The 19,752-nt window shown below is 72.1% G+C and carries 17 protein-coding genes; 11 read left to right on the top strand and 6 right to left on the bottom strand.

The window, feature by feature from the left end:
- Both ACFQ3T_RS05905 and ACFQ3T_RS05900 read right to left on the bottom strand, forming a co-directional pair.
- Positions 1–2,025, bottom strand: a 2,025-nt coding sequence (locus tag ACFQ3T_RS05905; RefSeq protein WP_380720759.1) for a putative bifunctional diguanylate cyclase/phosphodiesterase, incomplete at its 3' end; no start/stop codon positions are given.
- A gap of 116 nt (positions 2,026–2,141) precedes the next feature.
- A complete protein-coding gene (locus ACFQ3T_RS05900; protein WP_380720756.1) occupies positions 2,142–2,957 on the bottom strand; it encodes an SAM-dependent methyltransferase in 816 nt (271 codons plus the stop codon).
- Positions 2,958–3,128: 171 nt separating this feature from the next.
- Here ACFQ3T_RS05900 and ACFQ3T_RS05895 point away from each other — a divergent pair, with 171 nt between their 5' ends.
- Both ACFQ3T_RS05895 and ACFQ3T_RS05890 read left to right on the top strand, forming a co-directional pair.
- A complete protein-coding gene (locus tag ACFQ3T_RS05895) occupies positions 3,129–4,439 on the top strand; it encodes a cytochrome P450 (RefSeq protein ID WP_380720753.1) in 1,311 nt (436 codons plus the stop codon).
- Positions 4,440–4,506: 67 nt separating this feature from the next.
- Positions 4,507–5,511 (top strand): alpha/beta hydrolase, encoded by a 1,005-nt coding sequence (locus ACFQ3T_RS05890; protein WP_380720750.1) that lies wholly within the window; start codon positions 4,507–4,509, stop codon positions 5,509–5,511.
- A gap of 65 nt (positions 5,512–5,576) precedes the next feature.
- On the opposite strand, the gene ACFQ3T_RS05885 is transcribed toward ACFQ3T_RS05890, so the two are convergent.
- Both ACFQ3T_RS05885 and ACFQ3T_RS05880 read right to left on the bottom strand, forming a co-directional pair.
- Positions 5,577–7,631: a glycosyl hydrolase gene (locus ACFQ3T_RS05885; RefSeq protein ID WP_380720748.1), complete on the bottom strand. Its 2,055-nt coding sequence runs from the start codon at positions 7,629–7,631 to the stop codon at positions 5,577–5,579.
- Between the two features lie 156 nt (positions 7,632–7,787).
- Positions 7,788–8,279 carry a MarR family winged helix-turn-helix transcriptional regulator gene (locus ACFQ3T_RS05880; protein ID WP_380720745.1) on the bottom strand — a complete coding sequence of 164 codons (492 nt, stop codon included), beginning with the start codon at positions 8,277–8,279 and terminating at the stop codon, positions 7,788–7,790.
- Positions 8,280–8,344: 65 nt separating this feature from the next.
- On the opposite strand from ACFQ3T_RS05880, the gene ACFQ3T_RS05875 reads away from it, so the two are divergent.
- Together ACFQ3T_RS05875 and ACFQ3T_RS05870 are read left to right on the top strand one after the other, a co-directional pair.
- On the top strand, positions 8,345–9,409 hold the full coding sequence (locus tag ACFQ3T_RS05875) for an EamA family transporter (protein ID WP_452603476.1): 1,065 nt from the start codon (positions 8,345–8,347) through the stop codon (positions 9,407–9,409).
- Positions 9,297–9,878 carry an NAD(P)-dependent oxidoreductase gene (locus ACFQ3T_RS05870; protein WP_380720742.1) on the top strand — a complete coding sequence of 194 codons (582 nt, stop codon included), beginning with the start codon at positions 9,297–9,299 and terminating at the stop codon, positions 9,876–9,878. The genes ACFQ3T_RS05875 and ACFQ3T_RS05870 overlap by 113 nt, the downstream gene beginning before the upstream one ends.
- A gap of 88 nt (positions 9,879–9,966) precedes the next feature.
- Here the strand turns inward: ACFQ3T_RS05870 and ACFQ3T_RS05865 are convergent, their stop codons facing one another.
- Positions 9,967–12,576: a glycoside hydrolase family 3 N-terminal domain-containing protein gene (locus ACFQ3T_RS05865; RefSeq protein ID WP_380720739.1), complete on the bottom strand. Its 2,610-nt coding sequence runs from the start codon at positions 12,574–12,576 to the stop codon at positions 9,967–9,969.
- A gap of 278 nt (positions 12,577–12,854) precedes the next feature.
- Here ACFQ3T_RS05865 and bdeA point away from each other — a divergent pair, with 278 nt between their 5' ends.
- From bdeA to ACFQ3T_RS05845, 4 genes are all read left to right on the top strand, one after another.
- Positions 12,855–13,724 (top strand): bis(hydroxyethyl) terephthalate hydrolase, encoded by an 870-nt coding sequence (gene bdeA / locus ACFQ3T_RS05860; protein WP_380720736.1) that lies wholly within the window; start codon positions 12,855–12,857, stop codon positions 13,722–13,724.
- Between the two features lie 190 nt (positions 13,725–13,914).
- A complete protein-coding gene (locus tag ACFQ3T_RS05855; RefSeq protein WP_380720733.1) occupies positions 13,915–15,354 on the top strand; it encodes a glycoside hydrolase family 76 protein in 1,440 nt (479 codons plus the stop codon).
- A 171-nt stretch (positions 15,355–15,525) separates the two neighbouring features.
- Entirely contained in the window at positions 15,526–16,122 is a 597-nt protein-coding gene (locus tag ACFQ3T_RS05850) for an RNA polymerase sigma factor (RefSeq protein ID WP_380720730.1), read from the top strand.
- Positions 16,119–17,018, top strand: coding sequence for a hypothetical protein (locus tag ACFQ3T_RS05845; RefSeq protein WP_380720727.1), 900 nt, complete (start codon positions 16,119–16,121; stop codon positions 17,016–17,018). Before ACFQ3T_RS05850 ends, ACFQ3T_RS05845 begins: the two co-directional genes overlap by 4 nt.
- Before the next feature lie 19 nt (positions 17,019–17,037).
- On the opposite strand, the gene ACFQ3T_RS05840 is transcribed toward ACFQ3T_RS05845, so the two are convergent.
- Positions 17,038–17,484 carry an Lrp/AsnC family transcriptional regulator gene (locus ACFQ3T_RS05840; RefSeq protein WP_380720723.1) on the bottom strand — a complete coding sequence of 149 codons (447 nt, stop codon included), beginning with the start codon at positions 17,482–17,484 and terminating at the stop codon, positions 17,038–17,040.
- Positions 17,485–17,577: 93 nt separating this feature from the next.
- On the opposite strand from ACFQ3T_RS05840, the gene ACFQ3T_RS05835 reads away from it, so the two are divergent.
- The 3 genes from ACFQ3T_RS05835 to ACFQ3T_RS05825 all read left to right on the top strand — a co-directional run bounded on the left by ACFQ3T_RS05835 (position 17,578) and on the right by ACFQ3T_RS05825 (position 19,707).
- Positions 17,578–18,411: an LLM class flavin-dependent oxidoreductase gene (locus tag ACFQ3T_RS05835; RefSeq protein WP_380720720.1), complete on the top strand. Its 834-nt coding sequence runs from the start codon at positions 17,578–17,580 to the stop codon at positions 18,409–18,411.
- Complete coding sequence (locus ACFQ3T_RS05830) at positions 18,408–18,815, top strand: nucleoside deaminase (protein WP_380720717.1); 408 nt, start codon at positions 18,408–18,410, stop codon at positions 18,813–18,815. Before ACFQ3T_RS05835 ends, ACFQ3T_RS05830 begins: the two co-directional genes overlap by 4 nt.
- 220 nt (positions 18,816–19,035) lie before the next feature.
- Positions 19,036–19,707, top strand: a complete 672-nt coding sequence (locus ACFQ3T_RS05825; protein WP_380720714.1) for a lytic polysaccharide monooxygenase auxiliary activity family 9 protein — start codon at positions 19,036–19,038, stop codon at positions 19,705–19,707.
- Positions 19,708–19,752: the final 45 nt, after the last annotated feature.

Genomic DNA, 19,752 nt, shown 5'->3' with positions numbered 1-19,752 from the left:
GGCCTGCGCCGCGGTCTCCACGCCGTCCACGAGCACCCGCGCGCCCGTCCGCAGCGCCAACGGCACCAGGCCGGCCAGGAACTCCGCCTCGCCCCGCGCCTGCCGCGCGACCAGCCGCCGCGCCACCCGCACCCACCTGACCGGCAGCTCCGACGCGACGGCCAGGTCGTCCGGGCCGAGCCCGAAGTCGTCCAACGACGTGCCGACGCCCAGCTCGGCCAGCACGGTGAGGTTGTCCACCGCGTCGGGCTCCGGGAACACCTCCACCGGCATGCCGACCGTGAGCCGGGACGCGGGCAGGCCGGTGTCGTCCAGCACCCGCCGCACCCGGCGGACCAGGTCGCCGTCACGCGACTGGTGCCGGGTCAGCGCCACGTGCAGCGACACGTCCGCGCCGAGGGGACCGCCGCCCTGCGCCCACCACCCGAGCTGGCCGCACGCCGTCGCCAGCTGCCACTCCCCCAACGACAGGATCAACCCGCTGCGCTCGGCCAGGTCCGTGCACGTGTCGTGGTCGACCTCGTCGTCGCCGCGGTCCCAGTGCAGCCTCGCCGTCACGCCGACGACACCGCGACCGCCGAGGTCCACCACCGGCTCGTAGCGCACGTCGATGTCGCCGTCCTCCAGCGCGCCTGGCATGGCGACGGCCATCGCGTCCACCCGCCGCTCGACGGCGTCCTGCCCGGGGTGGAACAGCTCCCACTGGCCGCGCCGCCGCGACTTCGCCCGCCGCAAGGCCTGTTCCGCCGCGCGCATGACGTTCGCGGGCTCCCAGTCCGGCGGCGGCCGGCGCACCACGCCGACGCTGGCCGACACCGCGAGCCCGTGGTCGTCGAGGTACACCGGCTCGGACAGCTCGCGGTTGATCTCGGCGACGGTGGTGGCGACGTCCGGCGTGGTGGCGGTGTTCTCGATCAGGATGGCGAACTCGTCGCCGTCGAACCGGGCGATCATCGCCTTCTCCCGCGCCACCACGGCCTTCAACCGCTGCGCCACGTGCACGAGCAGCCGCTCGCCGGTCCGGCGGCCGAGGCTGTTGCACACCATGCCGAACGCGTCGAGGTCGAGGTGGAACAGGGTGACGCCGCGGACCGGGTCGGCGCGCCGCAGCGCGCCCTCCAGGTGGGTGGTGAAGAACTGCCGGTTGGGCAGGCCGGTGGAGACGTCGTGCAGCGCCTGCCGGTTCAGCTCGGACTGGAGCAGCATCAGCTCGGTGCCGTCCTCGACCACGGCGACGAAGTGGCCGGGCTGGTCCTCCGCGCCGCGCACCAGCGACACCGTCAGCGAGATGCGCGCGACGTCGCCGTCCTTGCGCAGCAACCGCTGCGGCTGCCGGACCCGCTCCTGGGCGCCGGCGACCAGCGCCCGCAACGCCTCGTCGAGCACCTTCGCCGAGTCCGGGTGCACGAGGTCGAGCAGGGCGAAGCCGGTCAGCTCCTCGGTGGTGTAGCCGAGGATCTGGCCGATGGCGGTGTTGGCGCGCACCAGCCGCCCGGACAGGTCGACCACCAGGATGCCGCTGGTGGACGACGTCGCGACCTCCTCGAACCGGGCCTCGCTCTCCTTGAGGTTCCACTGGGCGTCGCGGACCGCCTTGAGCAGGGACAGCTGCATCGACTCCTGCTGCTCGAACACCGACCGCTTGACGCCCACCAGGAACCCGCACGACACCGCGCCGAGCACGGCCGCGATGCGCTGCGCGTGGCGCTCGACGGGCTGGAACTCGGGCAACCCGAACAGGCCCTTGCCGAGCACGTCGAGCGTGACGCGCAAGCCGTCCTCGCCGACGTAGCCGAGGGCGACGAGCCGTTCGCCGATCCGCTCGACGGCGCGCTGGGTGAACGGCTCGGCGTGCACCGCGTCGCACACCTCGTCGAGCCGGACCCGCATTTCGCGGTCGAGCTGGGACCGGTCCAGCGGGACGACGACAACTCCGCTGAGCAGGTAGGACCACTTGCGCGCGAGCAGTTCCCGACCGCGGTCGGGTGACTGCGTCGCCTCTGGTCTTCGAGTGGGGTACGGCATTCCCGTTGCCCTGCTGTGATAATGAGGATCGGCGGAAGTTTACCTACCCCCCGCCGGTCCACACTCGACCGGAAGTGTGAATGCCGTGCGTTTCCGGTCACTTCCCGTTCGGGAATTCAGGACTTTCGGCCGACCCCCGCGTACACCAGCATGTTCATCCCGGATTCGGGGGCGATGTCCGCCGGTCCGCCGGGCCGCCACTCGCCGCACCCCACCAAACCGGGTTCGACCAGTTCGAATCCGGTGAACAACCGCGTCACCTCGGCGTGAGAACGCGCGTTCACCTGATCGGGGCTCTTGCTGCGCTTGATCACCTCGGTCGCCTCGGTCAGGCTCTCGTCCTGGTGGTCCGCGGTGACGTGGGTGATCGCCAGGTGGCTGCCGGGCGCCAGCGCGTCCCGGTAGCGGGCGAGCAGGCCGAGCGGGTCGTCCTCGTCCGGCACCCAGTGCAGCACCAGGAGCATGAGCAGGCCGATCGGCTCGTCGAAGTCCAGCAGCCGGCGTGCCTCGGCGCTGCCCAGGATGCCCTCGGGGTCGCGCATGTCGGCCTGCACGACGGCCGCGTTGTCGTTGCCCACCAGCATCAACTCGCTGTGCGCCACGGCGACGGGGTCGCGGTCGACGTAGAGGACGCGGCAGTCCGGCGACTCGGCCTGGGCGACCTCGTGCACGTTGCCGACGGTCGGGATGCCCGAGCCGACGTCGAGGAACTGCCGCACGCCCTGGCCCACCAGGTAGCGCACGACGCGGCCGAGGAAGGCCCGGTTGACGCGGGCCGCGGTGCGCAGTCCGGGCATCGCGGCCTCGATCTGCTCGCCCACCGCGCGGTCGACGGCGAAGTTGTGGCCGCCGCCCAGCATGTAGTCGTAGGTGCGGGCCATGCTCGGCACGGAAATGTCCACACCGGGTGGAATCCAGGAACTGTGCGTCATCTTCGCGGACACCTTCTTCGGAACTCGCCGGCGGATGAGGGTAGCGGTTGCGCGCGGTCTCCTTCACTGAGCCATCGGTGTGACACCGACCCACCCGTTCGGGCACTGTCTGGATCAACCCGGGTGGTCCTATTGTGGGCCGTCCCTTTCCGCGGCCGGACAGGAGCGCAGATGGCTGTCAAGGTGGCCCCTGGCCGCCTGCCATTCCTCGGCCACACCGTGGAGATGGTGCGCCGTCGGCACGAGTTCACGTCGTCGCTGCGGGATCACGGCGAAGTGGTGCGAGTCGATCTGGGTCCGATGTCCACTTATTTCGTCACCACTCCGCGACTCGCGCACCAAGTGCTGGTCACGGATGCCGCGCGGTTCCGCAAGGGCGCGATGTTCGACAAGTTCCAGCCCTACCTGGGCAACGGCCTGCTGCTCTCCGACGGCGCCTTCCACCTGCGGCAGCGGCGGATGGTGCAGCCCGCGTTCCACCGCGACCGGATGACCCGCTACGCCGAGACGATGGCGCGCGCCGCCCGCGCGTTGACGGCGTCGTGGACGCCCGGCGCGGTGCGGGTCGTGGAGGACGACATGCAGGGCCTCGCGGTCACGATCGTCGGCGAGGCGCTGTTCTCCACCGAGCTGGGCCGGCGCGCGGTCGCCGAGGTGCGCCGGTCCGTGTTCGTGGTGATCAAGCAGGGCATGGTGCGGGCGCTGTCGCCGTCGTTCGTGGAGAAGCTGCCGCTGCCGGGCAACCGCGCGTTCGACCGGGCCGTCGCGCGGATGCGGGCGATCGTGCTGGACGTCATCGCGGCCCGGCGCGCCGAGGGCGTCCGGGACCACGGCGACCTGTTGTCCGTGCTGCTGCGGGAGCACGACGGGTCCGGCGGCGGCATGACCGACGAGCAGACCTACGACGAGGTGCTGACCCTGCTCACGGCGGGGGTCGAGACCACCGCCCTCGCGCTGGCGTGGGCGTTCCACGAGGTCGCCCGGCACCCGGACGTCGAGGAGCGGCTGGTCGCCGAGGTCGCCGACGTGGTGGGCGACCGCCCGGTCGCGTTCGCCGACGTGCCGCGCCTGACCTACACCGGGGCCGTCGTCAACGAGGTGCTGCGCAAGTACCCGGTGTGGATCCTCATGCGCCGCGCGACCGCGCCGGTCGACCTCGGCGGCGTCGGGCTGCCGGCGGGCGCCGAGGTGATCGTCAGCCCGCACGCCCTGCACCACGACCCGGCGTCCTTCCCCGACCCGCACCGCTTCGACCCCGACCGGTGGACGGGCGCCGACGTGCCGCGCGGCGCGTTCGTCCCGTTCGGCGCGGGCGCGCGGCAGTGCCTCGGCAACGTCTTCGCCCGGACGGAGGTCGTCGTCGCCCTCGCCACCGTGCTGGCGCGGTGGCGGCTCGTCCCGGTGCCCGGCAAGCCCGTGCGCACCAGGTTCACGTCCGCCGCCTACCCCAGCGGCCTGCTGATGACGGCGGTGCCCCGCTGAGCCCCGCGAGGTCGCGGGGCGGCCGCGAGTCGAACAGCGACAACCCAACCCAGGAGGTCTTCCCGTCGTGCTCTGGTCGCGCATCCGCTCGTCCGCTGTCGCACTGCTCGTCCTCGGAGCCGGTCTGCTGCCCGCCACACCGGCGAACGCCGCGGCGGTGACGTGTGAGCAGTTGCGCGTGCCGGTGCGGGTGTTCGGCACGTCCCAGTCGATGCACGGCACGCTGTGCGCGCCCGCCGGCGCGTCCACCGTGCAGGTGCTGATCCCCGGCGGCACGTACAACAGCACGTACTGGGACATCGCGCACGCGCCGGAATCCCGGTCGTACCGGCAGGCGATGAACCGCGCCGGCATCGCCACGCTGGCCGTCGACCGGCTCGGCACCGGCCGCAGCTCCCGCCCGCTCAGCGCGCTGGTGACGGCGTCCACCCAGGCCGAGGCGGTGCACCAGGTCATCCGCGCGGTCCGGCCGCGGTTCGCGAAGGTCGTCGTGGGCGGGCACTCGATCGGGTCTGCGATGGCGCTGATCGAGGCGGGCCTGCACCGCGACGTGGACGGCGTGCTGGTCACCGGGTTCACGCACCGGATGAACCTCGCCACCGTCGCGCCGGTGCTGGCGGGCATGGTCCCGGCGGCGCTGGACCCGCGGCTGCGCGGGTACGGGCTCGACCTCGGCTACCTGACCACGGCCCCCGGCACGCGGTACAAGGCCTTCCACGCGCCCGGTCCGCTGGTGCCCGGCGCGATCGAGGCCGACGAGGCCACCAAGGACGTGTTCGCGGCGTCGGAGGCGGTGGACACGGTGACGCTGAACAACGTGGTCATCCCGTTCACGCGCCTGGTCGACGTGCCGGTGATGATCGTGGTCGGCGACGACACGCACTTCTGCGGCAAGCCGCTGGGCAGCGACTGCACGTCGGCGGAGGCGTTGCGGGCCTCGGAGGCCCCGTTCTTCTCCCCCGCCGCGCGGCTGCACGCGCACGTGCTGCACGGGTACGGGCACTCGATCAACTACGCGCCCAACGCGCCGGACTACCACCGCGCCGTGGCGGAGTGGACGCGCGGGATCTGACGGGTGGAACCGCCCGCGTGCGCTTCCGGGCATGAAGAGCGCACGCGGGCGGGCCTGGGACCGGGCTAGTGCGCCCGGATGTCGTCGATCAGGAAGCTCCCGCTCACCACGGGGTTCCCCTCGACCTGGTTGATGAAGATGTTGAACTGGGACAGGTTCTTCAGGTCCTCCGGCGTGATCCGCCGGTGGGCGTTGGCCGTGTCCCACGGCGCCGGGCGCCAGTCGGCGAACGGGATGGTGAGCACGCCGGCCGTCGTGCCCGCCATCGACGGGTACGCCTCGTACGCCACGCCGCCCGCGTTCAGCTGGAGCACCAGCTTGTGGTGGGAGCCGTCGGGCTTGAGCCAGAACGACAGGCCGGTGTAGCCGGACCAGTCGCCCTCGACGCGCTTGCCGACGCCGGTGTAGGTCTGGAAGCTGAAGTCGTAGTCGAACTTCAGCGCCTTGCCGCCGTTCTCGGCCGCGAGCGAGATCCGGTTCGAGCCGTACGGGCTGTACTCGGCGGCCAGCGCCGTGTCGTCCACGTGGCCCTCGAAGTCGTCCACCACGCCCGGCGCCAGCGGCGGCTTCGCGCCGAGGATGACCCGGTTGGTCGCGGTCAGCGGCGCGCCCTTGCGGGTCACCGCGGTGACCTTCAGCTGCGTGACCTTGTTGGTCAGGTTCTCCGCGCCGATGTCCCACGTGCCGGTGTGGTAGCCCGATGCGCGGTCGTAGCGCAGCAGGTGCTTCGTCGGGTCGTCGCCCACGGTGTAGTGGACGAGCGCGGACTTGGCGTCGAGCAGCCGCACGCGGACCGTGGTGGTCGGCGTGGTGATCCGCTCGCCGTCCGTGGGCGTCACGACGTGCAGGAACGGCGCGTGGTCCTCGGCCTTGACGTTGCGGCCGTACACGTTCCGGAGGTCGAGGTCCTGGCTGAACACCGCGAACGGGTCGGCGTGCAGCCGCTTCAGGTCGGGCAGCAGCTCGTGCTCGGGCAGGTCGCCGGTCGCCGGGTACGGCAGGAAGAACTGCTCGGTGCCGAAGTTCACCCACGTCAGCATGAACGCGCTGCGGGAGGCCCACGGGTCGGCCTTGATGGCGTTGAACATCGTGGTGAACCAGTTCAGGTTCCCGTTCTGCCCGTTGGGCTTCAACGCGCCGCTGACGCCGTACTCGGTGAACGCGGAGACCTTGCCCTTCGACTCCGCGATGCGGGCGATCATGCCGAGGTCGGCCACGATCCCGTCCAGCCACTGCCGCGAGCCGTTGCTGCCGTCGTAGCTGTCGATGCCGAACACGTCGATGTAGTTGTCGCCGGGGTACGTGCGCATGTACACGTCGTCCACGCCGCCGTAACCGCCGCCGGGCGAGTACGCGTACAGGAAGTTGTGCACGTCCTTGACGTCGCGCAGGTACTCGACGGTGTAGCGGAACAGCTCGACGTACTCCGCCGGCGACGCGTGCGCCGCGCCCCACCAGAACCACGAGCCGCTGTTCTCGTGGAACGGCCGGTAGATCATCGGGATCGGGTTGCCGTCGCGGTCGTCCACCTCGTGCGCGAGCCGGGCGACGCGGTCGAGGTAGGCGTTGAACTCCGCGTGGTGGTCGCCGCCGGGCAGGATGCGGCTGACGACGTCGCCGTTGGTGTCGTAGAAGCTGCCGCCGGTGACGAAGTTGTCCATGTGCGAGGCGAGCGTGTGCACGCCGCCGATCTCGTTGTGCGCGGTCTCGATCAGCTCGACCGTGGCCTGGAAGTTCTCCTCCGGGGTCGGGTCGCCCGGCGACGAGCCGTAGCCGAGGTGGCCGGTGTCCCAGCCGAACACCGCCGGGTGGTCGCCCACGCCCGCCTTCACGTCGGACCTCAGGCCGTCGGTCTCGGTGAACTCGTCCCAGGTGACGCCGAACTCGGTCGTCTGCTGGTGGCCGAACAGCACGCCCCTGCCCTGCTGCTCCTTCAGGTAGGAGTACAGCGACCTGGTCTCGGGCGTGGCGTCCGGGTCGGAGATCCGGACCGTCTCGGGCCGGTGCTGCCGGTCCGCGGTCTCGGCGGGCGCGGCGGTGGAGGCGACCGCGCCGGCGCCCAGCAGGGCTGCGACGACGACGGCGACCGTCCCGTGTCTGGCGGGGGAACGCTTACTCATGACTACCGACCTCTCGGCTGTCGGATTCTCGGCTCGGCCGAGGTGTTGAGCGGCACTCGCTGGGAACGCACGATAGCGCCGTAAGTTTCGTAAGTGAAGAAACTTGTCGCGACGGGCCCGTGCGGACGTCTCAGGTGGCCGCTCGACGGCCGCGGGTCACTCGTCGCCGAGTGACTCCAGCAGGCACTTCAGGGTGTCGGCCAACGCCGCCCGCTCGTCCTTCGTCAACGCGGCGAGCAGGCGGTTCTCCGTGGCGAGGTGGTCGGGCAGCGTCCGGTCGACCAGGTCGCGACCCTCGTCGGTCAGCTCGACGACGACGCCGCGGCCGTCGTGCTCGTTGGGCGTTCGGGCCACCAGGCCGCGGGCCTGGAGCCGGTCGAGCCGCTGGGTGATCGCGCCCGACGTGACCATCGAGGCGCGCATCAGCTCGGTCGGCGTCAGCCGGTGCGGCGGCGCGCTGCGGCGCAGCGTCGCCAGGACGTCGAACGACGCGCGGTCGAGACCGTGCCGGGCGAACGTCCTGCCCAGCTCGCCGTCCACCACGCGCGCCAGGCGGCTGAGCCGCCCGATCACCGCCATCGGCGAGACGTCGAGGTCGGGGCGCTGCGCGTGCCACTGACCGAGCACGAGGTCGACGTGGTCTGCCATCGAACTAGCTTAGCGGTGAGGTAAGTCACCGGGCAGATAGCTTAGCGGTAAGCTACTTTGTCTTAGTGCTAAGCAAAGTGGTGACGGCGCTCGCCCCCGCCGTGTGGGGCACGACCTACTTCGTCACGACGGAGTACCTGCCGCCGGACCGGCCGCTCCTGGCCGGCCTGCTGCGCGCGCTGCCGGCCGGGTTGCTGCTGGTCGCGGTCACCCGCCGGCTGCCGCGGGGTGACTGGTGGTGGCGGTCGCCGGTGCTCGGCGCGCTCAACATCGGGCTGTTCCTGCCGCTGCTGTTCCTGGCCGCGTACCGGCTGCCCGGCGGGGTCGCGGCGACGGTCGGCGCGGTCCAGCCGCTGGTCGTGGCCGAGCTCGCGGCGGTGCTGCTCGGGCAGCGGATGACGGCGCGGGTCGCGCTCTCCGCCATCGCGGGCATCGTCGGCGTCGCGCTGCTGGTGCTGCGGGCGGACGCGCGGCTCGACGTGGTCGGGGTGGCGGCGGCGCTCGGCGGCGCGGTGGCGATGGCCGCCGGGGTGGTGCTGAGCAAGCGGTGGACCACGCCCGCGCCGCTGCTCGCCGTCACGGGGTGGCAGCTCGTCGCGGGCGGCGTGGTGCTGCTGCCGGTGACGTTGCTGGTCGAAGGGCTGCCGCCCGCGCTCACGGCGACGAACCTCGGCGGCTTCGCGTACCTCGGGCTGATCGGCGGCGCGCTCACGTACGCCCTGTGGTTCCGCGGCCTGCGCGTGCTGCCCGCCACCCAGGTCACGTTCCTCGGGCTGCTCAGCCCGGTGGTCGCCACGGCCGTCGGCTGGCTGCTGCTCGACCAGGGGTTGACGGCGTCGCAGGTGGTCGGCGCGGTGGTCGTGCTCGGCGCGCTCGTCGTGGCCCAAAGGAATTCTGCCCAGAGGAGTTCGGCCCAGAGGAGTTCCGCGCAGAGGAGCGCGCAGAGGAGTTCGGCCGGAAGCAGTCCCGCGCGGGCGGGATCAGGTGAGGAGATGGGGGAAAGGCATGAGGATCACGGTGTTCGGAGCGCTCGGTGGCGTCGGCCGCCAGGTGGTCGAGGAGGCACGGCGGCGTGGCCACGACGTCACGCCCGTCAGCCGGAGGCCCGGTCCCGGCCGCGAGGTCGGTGACGCGAGCGTCGTCGCGGACGTCGTGCGGCTCAGCGCGGGCCGGGACGTGGTGATCAGCGCGACCCGGCCGGCGGACGGGCGGGAGGCGGAGCTGGTGGCGGCCGCACGGGCGCTGCTCGCCGGTGCCGCGGAGACCGGGGTGCGGTTGCTGGTCGTCGGCGGGGCGGCCACGCTCGTCACGCCCGGGGGCCACACGGTGGAGGAGGCGCCCGACTTCCCGGACGCGTTGAAGCCGATCGCGCGGGCGTGCGCCGAGCAGTTGGCGGTGTGCCGGGCCGATCGCACCGCCGACTGGACCTACCTCAGCCCGCCGTCGCTGCTGGAACCCGGCGCGCGGACCGGCGTGTTCCGGGTCGGCCGGGACGAGCAGGTGGGCACGGAGATCTCCGTGGAAGACCTGGCGGTGGCGTTGCTGGACGAGGCCGAGACGCCGCGGCACCGGCGGGCGCGGTTCACCGTCGGCTACTGAAGGCCGCGGGACTGGGACCGCGGGATTGAAGAGCGGGACTGAAGACCGGGAGGGGGCCGGCGGCCGACCCCCTCCCGATCAGGTCAGGTCAGCCCAGTTCCGCGCACGTCTTCGCGTCCGGGTCGGCGGCCGCCTTCGGCACCCACCGCACGTTCGCGAACGACGCCTGGAACGCACCCTCGGTGTAGACCAGGAACGGCGTGTTGACGTTCTCCAGGTCCAGCCCGCCGTTGCCGAAGCACGAGATCGGGATCTTCACCGTCGACTTCACGCCCGTGGGCAGCCCGCCGAACAGGCCGGTCGCGTTGACCTCGGCGAAGCACGGGTACTGGCAGTGCGCGCTGACGACGGTCCGCGCGGCCGGGGCCTGGTGCACGATCACGTCGAACACCAGCGCCGCGTTGGCGTTGAGGTACCCGCGCAGGTCGCTGCCGCCTGCCGGGTCCTGCAGGTAGACCTGGCCCGGCCCGGTGCCGGTCCACGTCGTCTTCATCGCGTCGCCCTGCACGTTGACGTCCGCCGGCACGACGTTGATCGAGCTGTGCGCCGCCTCGCCGTCCGGGCCGAGCTCGGTGCCGCTCCAGTTGTCGGGCGAGCCGATGTAGCTGCGGTACGGCGCGACGTCCGTGCGGACGTGCAGCTCCAGGTCCTCGGTCGCGGTGCCGCCGCCGCCGTTGCCGGCGCAGCCGAACTCAGGAGAGGACTCGTCGAGCTGACCGACGTTGCCGGTCTCCCAGCTGCGCAGGCCGTAGCCCGGCTTGAACAGCGGGTCGCCCTCGGCGTTCAGCGGCGTCTGGCACGCGCTGCGCGGCCACGAGAACGACAGCTCGCCGGTGAAGCCGGGGAACGTGTGCCTGCCGCGGACGAGCAGGTCGGCCACGCCACCGCCCTCGGTGCCGGGCAGCCACGCCGCCACGAACGCGTCCGAGCGGTTCAGCTCCTTGTTGACGTGCAGCGGACGGCCCGACACGTACACCGTGACGACCGGCGCGCCCTTGCCGCTGACCTTGTCCAGCACGGCGAGGTCGTTCGGGTACAGCTTGGCGGCCTCCAGCGAGCGCTTGCCGATGTCGCCGACGCCCTCCGCGTACGGGGTCTCGCCGATCACCGCGACCACCGCGTCGAACCCGGCCGGGTCGACGTCGCCGGTCTCGCTGAACACCACGTTGTCCTCGCCGAGGGCTTCCTTCAGCCCGCCGAGGATGGTGGTGCCGTTCGGGAAGTCGGCGTTGGTGTTGCCGGTGCCCTGCCAGCTCAGCGTCCAGCCGCCGGTCTGGTTCTGCAGGCTGTCCGCGCTCTTGCCGACGACCAGCACCTTCGACGTGGACGCGAGCGGCAGCACGCGGTTGTTGTTCTTCAGCAGCACCTGGGACTCGCGGACCGCCTTGCGGGCCAGCTTGCGCGCCTCCAGCGCGTCGGCCGAGCCCGCGTGGTCGCGCAGCGACGGCTTCTCGCCGTCCAGCACGCCCGAGCGGATCTTGACGCGCAGGATGCGGGTCACCGCGTCGTCGATCCGGGACATCGGGATCTGACCGCCCTCGACCTGGGCGATCGTGTTGGCGATGAACGCCTTCCAGTCGTTCGGCACCATCACCACGTCGATGCCCGCGTTGATCGCCTGCGGGCAGCTCGCGTTGGTGCAGCCCGCGACCTGGCCGATGCCGTTCCAGTCGGAGACGACGAGGCCGTCGAAGCCCATCTTGCCCTTGAGGATGTCGTTCACCGCGAGCTTGCTGCCGTGCAGCTTGCCCTCGGCGATGCCGTGCTCCTCGTTGGTCCAGCTGTTGAACGACACCATCACGGTCTGGGCGCCCGCGGCGAGCGCGCCGTAGTAGCCCTGGCCGTGGACGTTGATCATCTCGGCCTCGGACGACGGGTTGACGCCCTGGTCCTTGCCGCCGATCGTGCCGCCGTCACCGATGAAGTGCTTGGCCGTGGCCAGCACGTCCACCCGGTTGCGGCTGCTGCCCTGCAGTCCCTTCACGGCCTCGTAGCCGTAGGCGCGGGTGATCCGCGGGTCCTCGGAGTAGCCCTCGTACGTGCGGCCCCACCGGTCGTCCAGCGGCACGGCCAGCGTCGGCGCGAACGCCCAGTCCTGGCCGGTGGCGCGGATCTGCTCGGCGGTCGCCTTGCTGATGTCGCGGATCAGGCACGGGTCGTGCGCCGCGCCGAGGCCGATGTTGTGCGGGAAGACCGTCGCGCCGTAGACGTTGTTGTTGCCGTGCACGGCGTCGATGCCCCAGATGACGGGGATCTGCGTGCGGCTGGCCTTGGAGGCGTCCCAGTAGGCGTCGGCCAAGCCCAGCCACGCCTCGGGCGCGGCGTGCTTGTCGCGGTTCGGCCACGAGCCGCCGCCGTTGAGGACGGAGCCGATGCCGTACTCGCGGACCTCGTCCGGCGTGATCGCGGCGATCTCCGGCTGGGTCATCTGGCCGACCTTCTCGGCCAGCGTCATGCCCGCGAGGATCTCCCTGACCCGCCGCTCGTCGTCCCGGTTGGTCTTGACCCGGCTCTGGACCTTCGGCCAGTCGGACAGCTCCGGGAGGTCGTCCTCGATCCGGGCGCAGCCGTGCTCGGTGCGCGGCTCACCGATGACCGGCTGGGCCGAGGTCGGCTCCGGGGAGGCGGCGGCGCCTCCGGTGATGAGACCGGCGGCGAGCACCGCGGCCAGCGCGGCGCTCAGTTGTCTGCGGGGCATCGGCGGTTCCGTTCGTCTTCGTGCGACGGCTCTGTCGCGCCCGATCCTCGCGACCGCGCCGGGCACGGTCAAGACCTCCGTGGGAGCGCTTCCTCGCAGGTAGGAGTTACGGTCGCCGACCGGTTTCCCGGTACCGCGAAAATGAATGACCTTCACGTCACCCAGCGTGTCGAGACGGTTACTTGACGCTCGAGTAGGTAGTGGGCCAGACTCGGCTCCGGTCAGCACGGTCCACTGAGGACTCCTGCAAGTCCTTGCCACGCCGGGAAGAGCACACCATGTCACTGAGGTCTCCCCTGTCCCGCCGCGTCCTGATCCTCGCCGCGGCGGTCGCCCTCACCACGTCCGGCGCGGTCGCCCAGGCCGCCGAGAACCCGTACGAACGCGGCCCCGCGCCGTCGACGTCGAGCATCGAGGCGGTGCGCGGCCCGTTCGCCACCAGCCAGGTCTCCGTGTCCGCGACGAGCGTGCGCGGCTTCGGCGGCGGCACGATCCACTACCCGACCAGCACCGCCGAGGGCACGTTCGGCGCGGTCGCCGTCTCGCCCGGCTACACGGCCACCCAGTCCAGCCTGTCCTGGCTCGGGCCGCGCCTGGCGTCGCAGGGCTTCGTCATCTTCATCATCGACACCAACTCCCGCTACGACCAGCCCACCTCGCGCGGCGACCAGCTGCTCGCGGCGCTCGACTACCTCACCACCAGCAGTTCCGTGCGCGGTCGGATCGACGCCACGCGCCTCGGCGTCATGGGCCACTCGATGGGCGGCGGCGGCGCGCTGGAGGCGACCAAGGACCGGCCGAGCCTGCAGGCGTCGATCCCGCTCACCGCGTGGAACACCACGAAGACGTGGTCGACCGTGCAGACGCCGACGCTGGTCGTGGGCGCGGAGAACGACTCCGTCGCACCGGTCTCGTCGCACTCGGAGCCGTTCTACACGAGCCTGCCGGCCACGCTGGACAAGGCCTACTTGGAGCTGAACGACGCGAGCCACTACGCGCCGAACAGCTCGAACACCACCATCGCCAAGTACAGCATCGCGTGGCTGAAGCGGTTCGTGGACAACGACACCCGCTACGAGCAGTTCCTCTGCCCCGCGCCCAGCGGCGCCGCGATCTCCGAGTACCGGGACACCTGCCCGCACTCCTGAGCGAACCCACCCGCGCGTCCGGCACGTCCGACGCGTGGCGCCACCGGCGGGCGGTTCCCGCAACCGGCCCGAACCGCCCGCCGGCCCGGCCGTTCCCGCGACGCCCGGCGGGCGTTGACGGGATCGAAGGGCCGCCGCTAGCGTGGGCGGAAGGTTGTGAGAGCGCTCTCACCTTCCGGAGGTCTCAACGATGAGATCAACCCCGCTGGCGGCGGCCCTGCTCGTCACCGTCGCCTCCCCCGCCGAGGCCCAGCCGTCCCCGTCCGCCCAACCGGCGGCGGTGATCTGCAACAAGTTCTGCGAGCCGCGCGATCCCGCGCTCGCGCCCCGTGACCGCGAAGCCGTGTCGGCCACCCTGTTCGGCCGCCGGTTCGCCCTGCACTTCAACGACGCCGACGCGATGGGCTGGGCGTCCGTCGGCACCGGCAGCCCCGGCGACGAGGTCTGGCTGGACCGGTCGTTCGACGGCGGCCGCACGTGGTCGTCCGGCTCGCGGCTCGGCGTCACCGCGATCCCCGCCGGTGCGACCGGGTGGCGCACCCAAATGTTCAACGTGGACGACTGGGCCAACCGCGGCGTCGGCGCGCTGCGCGCGTGCGGCAAGGCGTCCGACCGGCCGGACATCGCCTGCACGGCGTGGGCCCGGACCACGTGGAACGCCCACGACCGGCGCACCGCCGCCGCGACCGCCCTGATGCAGTTCTACGACAACGCCACCGGGCGGTTCGCCACCACCGGCTGGTGGAACACGGCCAACGGGCTCACCGCGCTGGTCGACAACATCCGCGTCTCCGGGATGGGCAGCTACCGGTACGCGATCGCGGAGACGTACGACCGGAACGTCAACGCCCACCTGGGCCACTTCCGCAACGACTACCTGGACGACACCGGCTGGTGGGGCCTGGCGTGGGTGGCCGCGCACGACCTCACCGGCGACCCGCGGTACCTGGCCACGGCCAGGATCGCCGCCGACCACATGCACGCGTACTGGGACGGCGTGTGCGGCGGCGGGGTGTGGTGGCGGACCACCCGGACGGCCAAGAACGCCATCTCCAACTCCCTCTACGTCCAGCTCAACGCGGCGCTGCACAACCGGATCGCCGGCGACGCGACGTACCTGGGCCGGGCGCGGGCGGGCTGGGCCTGGTTCACCGGGGTCGGCCTGGTCAACGGCTCGAACCTGGTCAACGACGGCATCAGCACCAGCACGTGCCGGAACAACGGCGACCAGGTGTGGAGCTACAACCAGGGGGTGGTCATCGCCGCGCTGGTCGAGCTGAACCGGGCCACCGGCGACGCGGCGCTGCTCACGCGGGCCAGGCAGGTGGCCGACGCGTCGTCCACGACCGGCATCCTGAACAGCTCGGGCATCCTGCGGGAACCGTGCGAGCCGGCCAACTGCGAGCCGGACGGCCCGTCGTTCAAGGGCATCTACGCGCGGTCCCTGGGCGTGCTGAACCGGGTGCTGCCCGACCGGCCGTACACGACGTACCTGCGCCGGCAGGCCGACACGGCGTACGCGGCCAACCGGAACGCGCTGGACGCCTACGGCCTGCGGTGGGCCGGGCCGTTCGACCGGGCCGACGCGGCACGCCAGCAGAGCGCGCTGGACCTGCTGAACGCCGTGTAGGCGCGGTTGAACGCCGTTCAGGCGCTTCGGCGGCCACCGCCGAGGCAGCCTGGTCGGGGCGCATGGTCGGGGGCGCCTGGTCGGGGCGCCTGGTCACCGTCGGGGCGCCTGGTCGGGGCCGGCTAGGGTCGGGGAGGCAACACTTCCCCGACCGGCGGGCACAACCGGGACATGACGACCGATGACCCCGACGACCGCACCCTGTGGTCACAGGCCGCGGCAGGGAGTGGACCGGCCTTCGGCGCGCTGTTCGACCGGCACGCCAAGGCCGTCTACAACCACTGCTTCCGGCTGACCGCGTCGTGGGCGGCCGCCGAGGACCACCTCCAGAACACGTTCCTGGTGGCCTGGCGCAAGCGCGACCGGCTGCGGCTGGAGCACGACTCCGCGCTGCCGTGGCTGCTCGCGGTGGCCACGAACGTGGTGCGCAGCGACCGGCGGACGGTGGCGCGGCGGCTGCGGCTGTTCCGCAGGGCGCCGGTGGAGACCCCGGTCCCCGACCACGCCGACCTGGTCGCCGAGCGGGTCGACGACCAGCGGCGGATGGCCCGGCTGCTGGAGGCCGTGGCGGAGCTGCCGCGCAACGAGCGGGAGGCCCTGGCCCTGTGCGTGTGGTCCGGGGTGTCCTACGCGGACGCCGCCGGCGTGCTCGGGATCGCCGAGGGGAGCGTGCGGGCCAGGGTCAGCAAGGCGAAGGCGCGGTTGACCCGCAGGTTCGGCACGCCCCCGGTCGTCGCCGTCCCCGCGCTGACCCTGGAGGACCGATGAACGACGCACTCCCCCCGACCCGGGACCTCCCGCCCCACCGCCACGGGCAGATCCGGGCGCGGCTGGAACAGGAGGTCGCCGGGCGTCGACGTCCGGTGCGGTTCGCCCCCCTGATCACCGCCGGGGTCGCCGCCGCGGCCGTCGTGGTCCTGGTCGCGGTGCTCGCGCCGGGGCAGCGGCGCGACGCCGCCGACACCGCGTCGAGCGGCACGGCCCAGTCCGCGGCGACCGAGCCGTCGTCCGCCCCGCCCGCCACGCCGTCGAGGCGGACGCCGGTCATCCCCGGCCTCTCGCCGGAACGGGTCGCCGAGGTCGAGCGGGGCTGCCAGGAGAGCACCCTGCGCCCGGGCAAGGCCACGCTGCACCAGTACGTCACCGACGAGGTCGGGACGTTCGCCCTCCTCTACACCGCGAGCGAGCTGGTCAGCTGCACGGTCGACGGTCCCGTGATGGCGTACAACGCGGCCGGCGGCGTGGTCTGGGACTCCGGGTGGCTGCCCGGCGTGCTCGCCCTGGACGAGCTGGGGTCCGCGAGCGGCGGTGACGGGGGCAAGGCCGAGCACGCGGGCATCCCCGGGCACGACATGGCCGTCGGCCGCGTGACGGGTGACGTCGCCAAGGTCGTCTACGAGCACGGCGGGCGGTCGGTGGAGGCGCGGATCGCCAACGGCACGTTCGTGGCCCGCCTGGCGCACCCGTCGGACTGGCAGGCGCCGGAGGGCTGGGACGCGCTCGGCGTCGTGCGCGCGTACGACGCCGACGGCGCGCTGCTCGGCGAGTGGCGGCAAGCGTGGGACGCGACCAAGTGCTGGGTGCGCCCGGACGGGGTGATCGTCGCGGGCGCCCGCGACCTCGACCCGGCGAGGTGCCACCCCGCCGTCGCCTGGCAGTGGTGACCGGCCGGGGCGGGTCCGCTCAGGCGGGCGACACGCCCCGGTACGGCAACGTCTGGCTGTAGACGATGTTCGTGGTCGTGCTGCCGAAGCCGGTGAGGTCGTTGACGACCCGTTCCAGGTGCGTCATCGACGTGGCCGCGACCTTGAGGGTGTAGCAGTCGTCGCCGGTGGTGCGCAGGCACTCCAGGATCTCCGGCCGCTCGGCGAGGAGCGCGTGCAGCGGCTCGTGCCGGTTGCCGGGGTACTTGAGGCGGACCACGGCGAGCACGGCGTAGCCGACCTTGTCGAGGTCGACCTCGGCCCGGTAGCCGGTGATGATCCCGCTCGACTCCAGCCGGCGGACGCGTTCCGTGGTCGCCGAGGCGCTGAGGTTGACGCGGCGGCCCAGCTCGGACAGCGGCAGCCGGCCGTCCCGTTGCAGCTCGCCGAGGATCGCCCAGTCCGTCTGATCGAGATTCCCGGTCATCCGCCCAAACTACCGTCGAATCCACGGCTGGAAGCCGTTCAGACCGGGTGAAGTCTCTTCAGGATCGGCTGACCGGCACCTAGCCTTGGTCGGGTGCAGATCGGTGTGAACGTCCCCAACTTCGGCCCCGGAACGTCGCCGGACGTGGTGCGGCGGTGGGCGCTGACGGTCGAGGGGCTCGGCTTCGACCTGCTCATGGTGTCCGACCACGTCGCCGTGACGCCGGACGTGGCGGGCCAGTACCCGGCGCCGTTCTACGAGCCGTTCACCGCGCTGTCGTGGCTGGCCGGCGTGACGTCGACGATCCGGCTCGGCACCACCGTGCTCATGCTGCCGTACCGGCACCCGCTGCTCGTGGCGCGGATGGCGGCGAACCTGGCCGACCTGTCCGGCGGGCGGTTCGTGCTGGGCGTCGGCGTCGGGTGGGCGCGGCAGGAGTACGAGGCGCTGGGCGTGCCGTTCGAGCGGCGGGGTCGGCTGACCGACGAGGGGCTGCGGGCGGTGCGGGCGGCGTGGCGGGACGAGGCCGACTACCGCGCCGGGCACGTCCCGATCTGGGTCGGCGGGCACTCCGACGCGGCGTTGCGGCGGGCCGTGCGGCTCGGCGACGCCTGGCACGGCCTGCGCCTCACGCCCGCGGCGTTCCGGGAGGCGTTGGGGCGCTTGGAGGTCATCGCCGCGGAGGAGGGGAAACCCGTGCCCGCGTTGGCGCCCCGGATCATCTTGAACATCACGTCCGAAGTGGACGGTCCGGAACGGCGGCTGGGCGAGGGCACGGTGGCGCAGGTCGTGGCCGACCTGGCGGAACTCCGCGCGCTCGGCGCGGAAGCCGTGGTGCTGGACCCGTTCGTCGGCGATCCACAGGAGACGTCGCACCCCGAAGTCGCATGGCAGGCGCTCGCCACCGTGCGGAAGGAGTTCCGATGAGCTTGCGCAGGGCGATCGAACTGGCGGCCGAGGCCCGTGCGGCGGGCAACCCGCCGTTCGGCTCGTTGCTGGTGGGGCCGGACGGCGCGGTGCTGGCCGAGGAGCGCAACACCAGCGTCACCGACGACGACATCACCGCGCACCCGGAGCTGAAGCTGGCCCGGTGGGCGGCGCGGTCGCTCGACCCGGAGGTCGCGGCCGGCGCCACGATGTTCACCAGTTGCCAGCCGTGCGGCATGTGCGTCGGCGCGATCGAGCGCTCGGGGCTCGGCCGGGTGGTGTTCGCCCTGTCGACGGACCAGCTGAACGCGCTGAAGCCCGGCGGCGGATTCCCCGCCGTGCCACAGGAAGGCCCCGGGATGGCGGACGAGGCGAGCGCCGTGGTCCGGGGCTACTACGGCTGACGCACCACGCGTCTACCACTGATCCGCCGCCTCGCCACCCCGCCCGTCCGGAGCGTTCGCCGCGCGCGACCGGCGGGGCGCGCTGGGCCGTTCGGCGGCATCTGCGGCCCGAAAGAGCTTCGTCGGGTTGTGGGGTTCACAGATTGTGGCCGGTTCGCTACCTTTGGGATCTGGGAGCGCTCCCAGTCCCTGTCTAGAACATCCTCAATGTGGAGGACACATGACCTTCAGACGCGGTCTCCGGACGGTAATCGGCGTCTTCAGCTCGGTCCTGGCGGTCCTCGCCGCCAGCGTCGTGGTCCTGGTGAGCGCTACGGGCGTCGCTAGCGCACACGGTTCGGTCACCGACCCGCCGTCGCGCAACTACGGCTGCTGGCAGCGGTGGGGCAGTGACCACCTGAACCCGAACATGGCCCAGACCGACCCCATGTGCGCTCAGGCCTGGAAGACGGACCCGAACGCGATGTGGAACTGGAACGGCCTGTACCGCAACGGGGTCGGCGGCAACCACCAGGGCGCGCTGCCGAACGGCCAGCTGTGCAGCGGTGGTCTCACCGAGGGCGGCCGCTACCGGGCGCTCGACACGGTGGGCGCGTGGAACACGGTCACCAAGCCGCGCCAGTTCACGCTGACGATCACGGACCAGGCGAAGCACGGCGCGGACTACCTCCGCATCTACATCACCCGGCAGGGCGTCAACACGGCGACCACGCCGCTGCGCTGGAGCGACCTGGAGCTGGTCACCTCGACCGGCCGCTACGGCACCACGGGCCTCTACCAGGCCCAGGTGAACGCGGGCACCCGCACCGGCCGCCACACCGTGTTCACGATCTGGCAGGCCAGCCACATGGACCAGGCCTACTACCTGTGCAGTGACGTGACCTTCCAGTAAGACGACGAGCACACGGGTGCGGCATGAGCCTTCCGCCGCACCCGT

The sequence above is a fragment of the Saccharothrix hoggarensis genome (genome assembly GCF_042678885.1).
GTDB lineage: Bacteria > Actinomycetota > Actinomycetes > Mycobacteriales > Pseudonocardiaceae > Actinosynnema > Actinosynnema hoggarensis.
Note: the sequence above shows the minus strand (reverse complement) of the source record. Positions and strands in the feature narration are given on the sequence as shown.

Bases quoted from the DNA above. Each gene is read 5' to 3' on its own strand.
- ACFQ3T_RS05855 (WP_380720733.1), top strand. From the start codon at position 13,915: ATGAGATCAACCCCGCTGGCGGCGGCCCTGCTCGTCACCGTCGCCTCC.
- ACFQ3T_RS05865 (WP_380720739.1), bottom strand. From the start codon at position 12,576: ATGCCCCGCAGACAACTGAGCGCCGCGCTGGCCGCGGTGCTCGCCGCC.
- ACFQ3T_RS05880 (WP_380720745.1), bottom strand. From the start codon at position 8,279: ATGGCAGACCACGTCGACCTCGTGCTCGGTCAGTGGCACGCGCAGCGC.
- ACFQ3T_RS05840 (WP_380720723.1), bottom strand. From the start codon at position 17,484: ATGACCGGGAATCTCGATCAGACGGACTGGGCGATCCTCGGCGAGCTG.
- ACFQ3T_RS05885 (WP_380720748.1), bottom strand. From the start codon at position 7,631: ATGAGTAAGCGTTCCCCCGCCAGACACGGGACGGTCGCCGTCGTCGTC.
- ACFQ3T_RS05830 (WP_380720717.1), top strand. From the start codon at position 18,408: ATGAGCTTGCGCAGGGCGATCGAACTGGCGGCCGAGGCCCGTGCGGCG.
- bdeA (WP_380720736.1), top strand. From the start codon at position 12,855: ATGTCACTGAGGTCTCCCCTGTCCCGCCGCGTCCTGATCCTCGCCGCG.
- ACFQ3T_RS05900 (WP_380720756.1), bottom strand. From the start codon at position 2,957: ATGACGCACAGTTCCTGGATTCCACCCGGTGTGGACATTTCCGTGCCG.
- ACFQ3T_RS05895 (WP_380720753.1), top strand. From the start codon at position 3,129: ATGGCTGTCAAGGTGGCCCCTGGCCGCCTGCCATTCCTCGGCCACACC.
- ACFQ3T_RS05850 (WP_380720730.1), top strand. From the start codon at position 15,526: ATGACGACCGATGACCCCGACGACCGCACCCTGTGGTCACAGGCCGCG.
- ACFQ3T_RS05845 (WP_380720727.1), top strand. From the start codon at position 16,119: ATGAACGACGCACTCCCCCCGACCCGGGACCTCCCGCCCCACCGCCAC.
- ACFQ3T_RS05825 (WP_380720714.1), top strand. From the start codon at position 19,036: ATGACCTTCAGACGCGGTCTCCGGACGGTAATCGGCGTCTTCAGCTCG.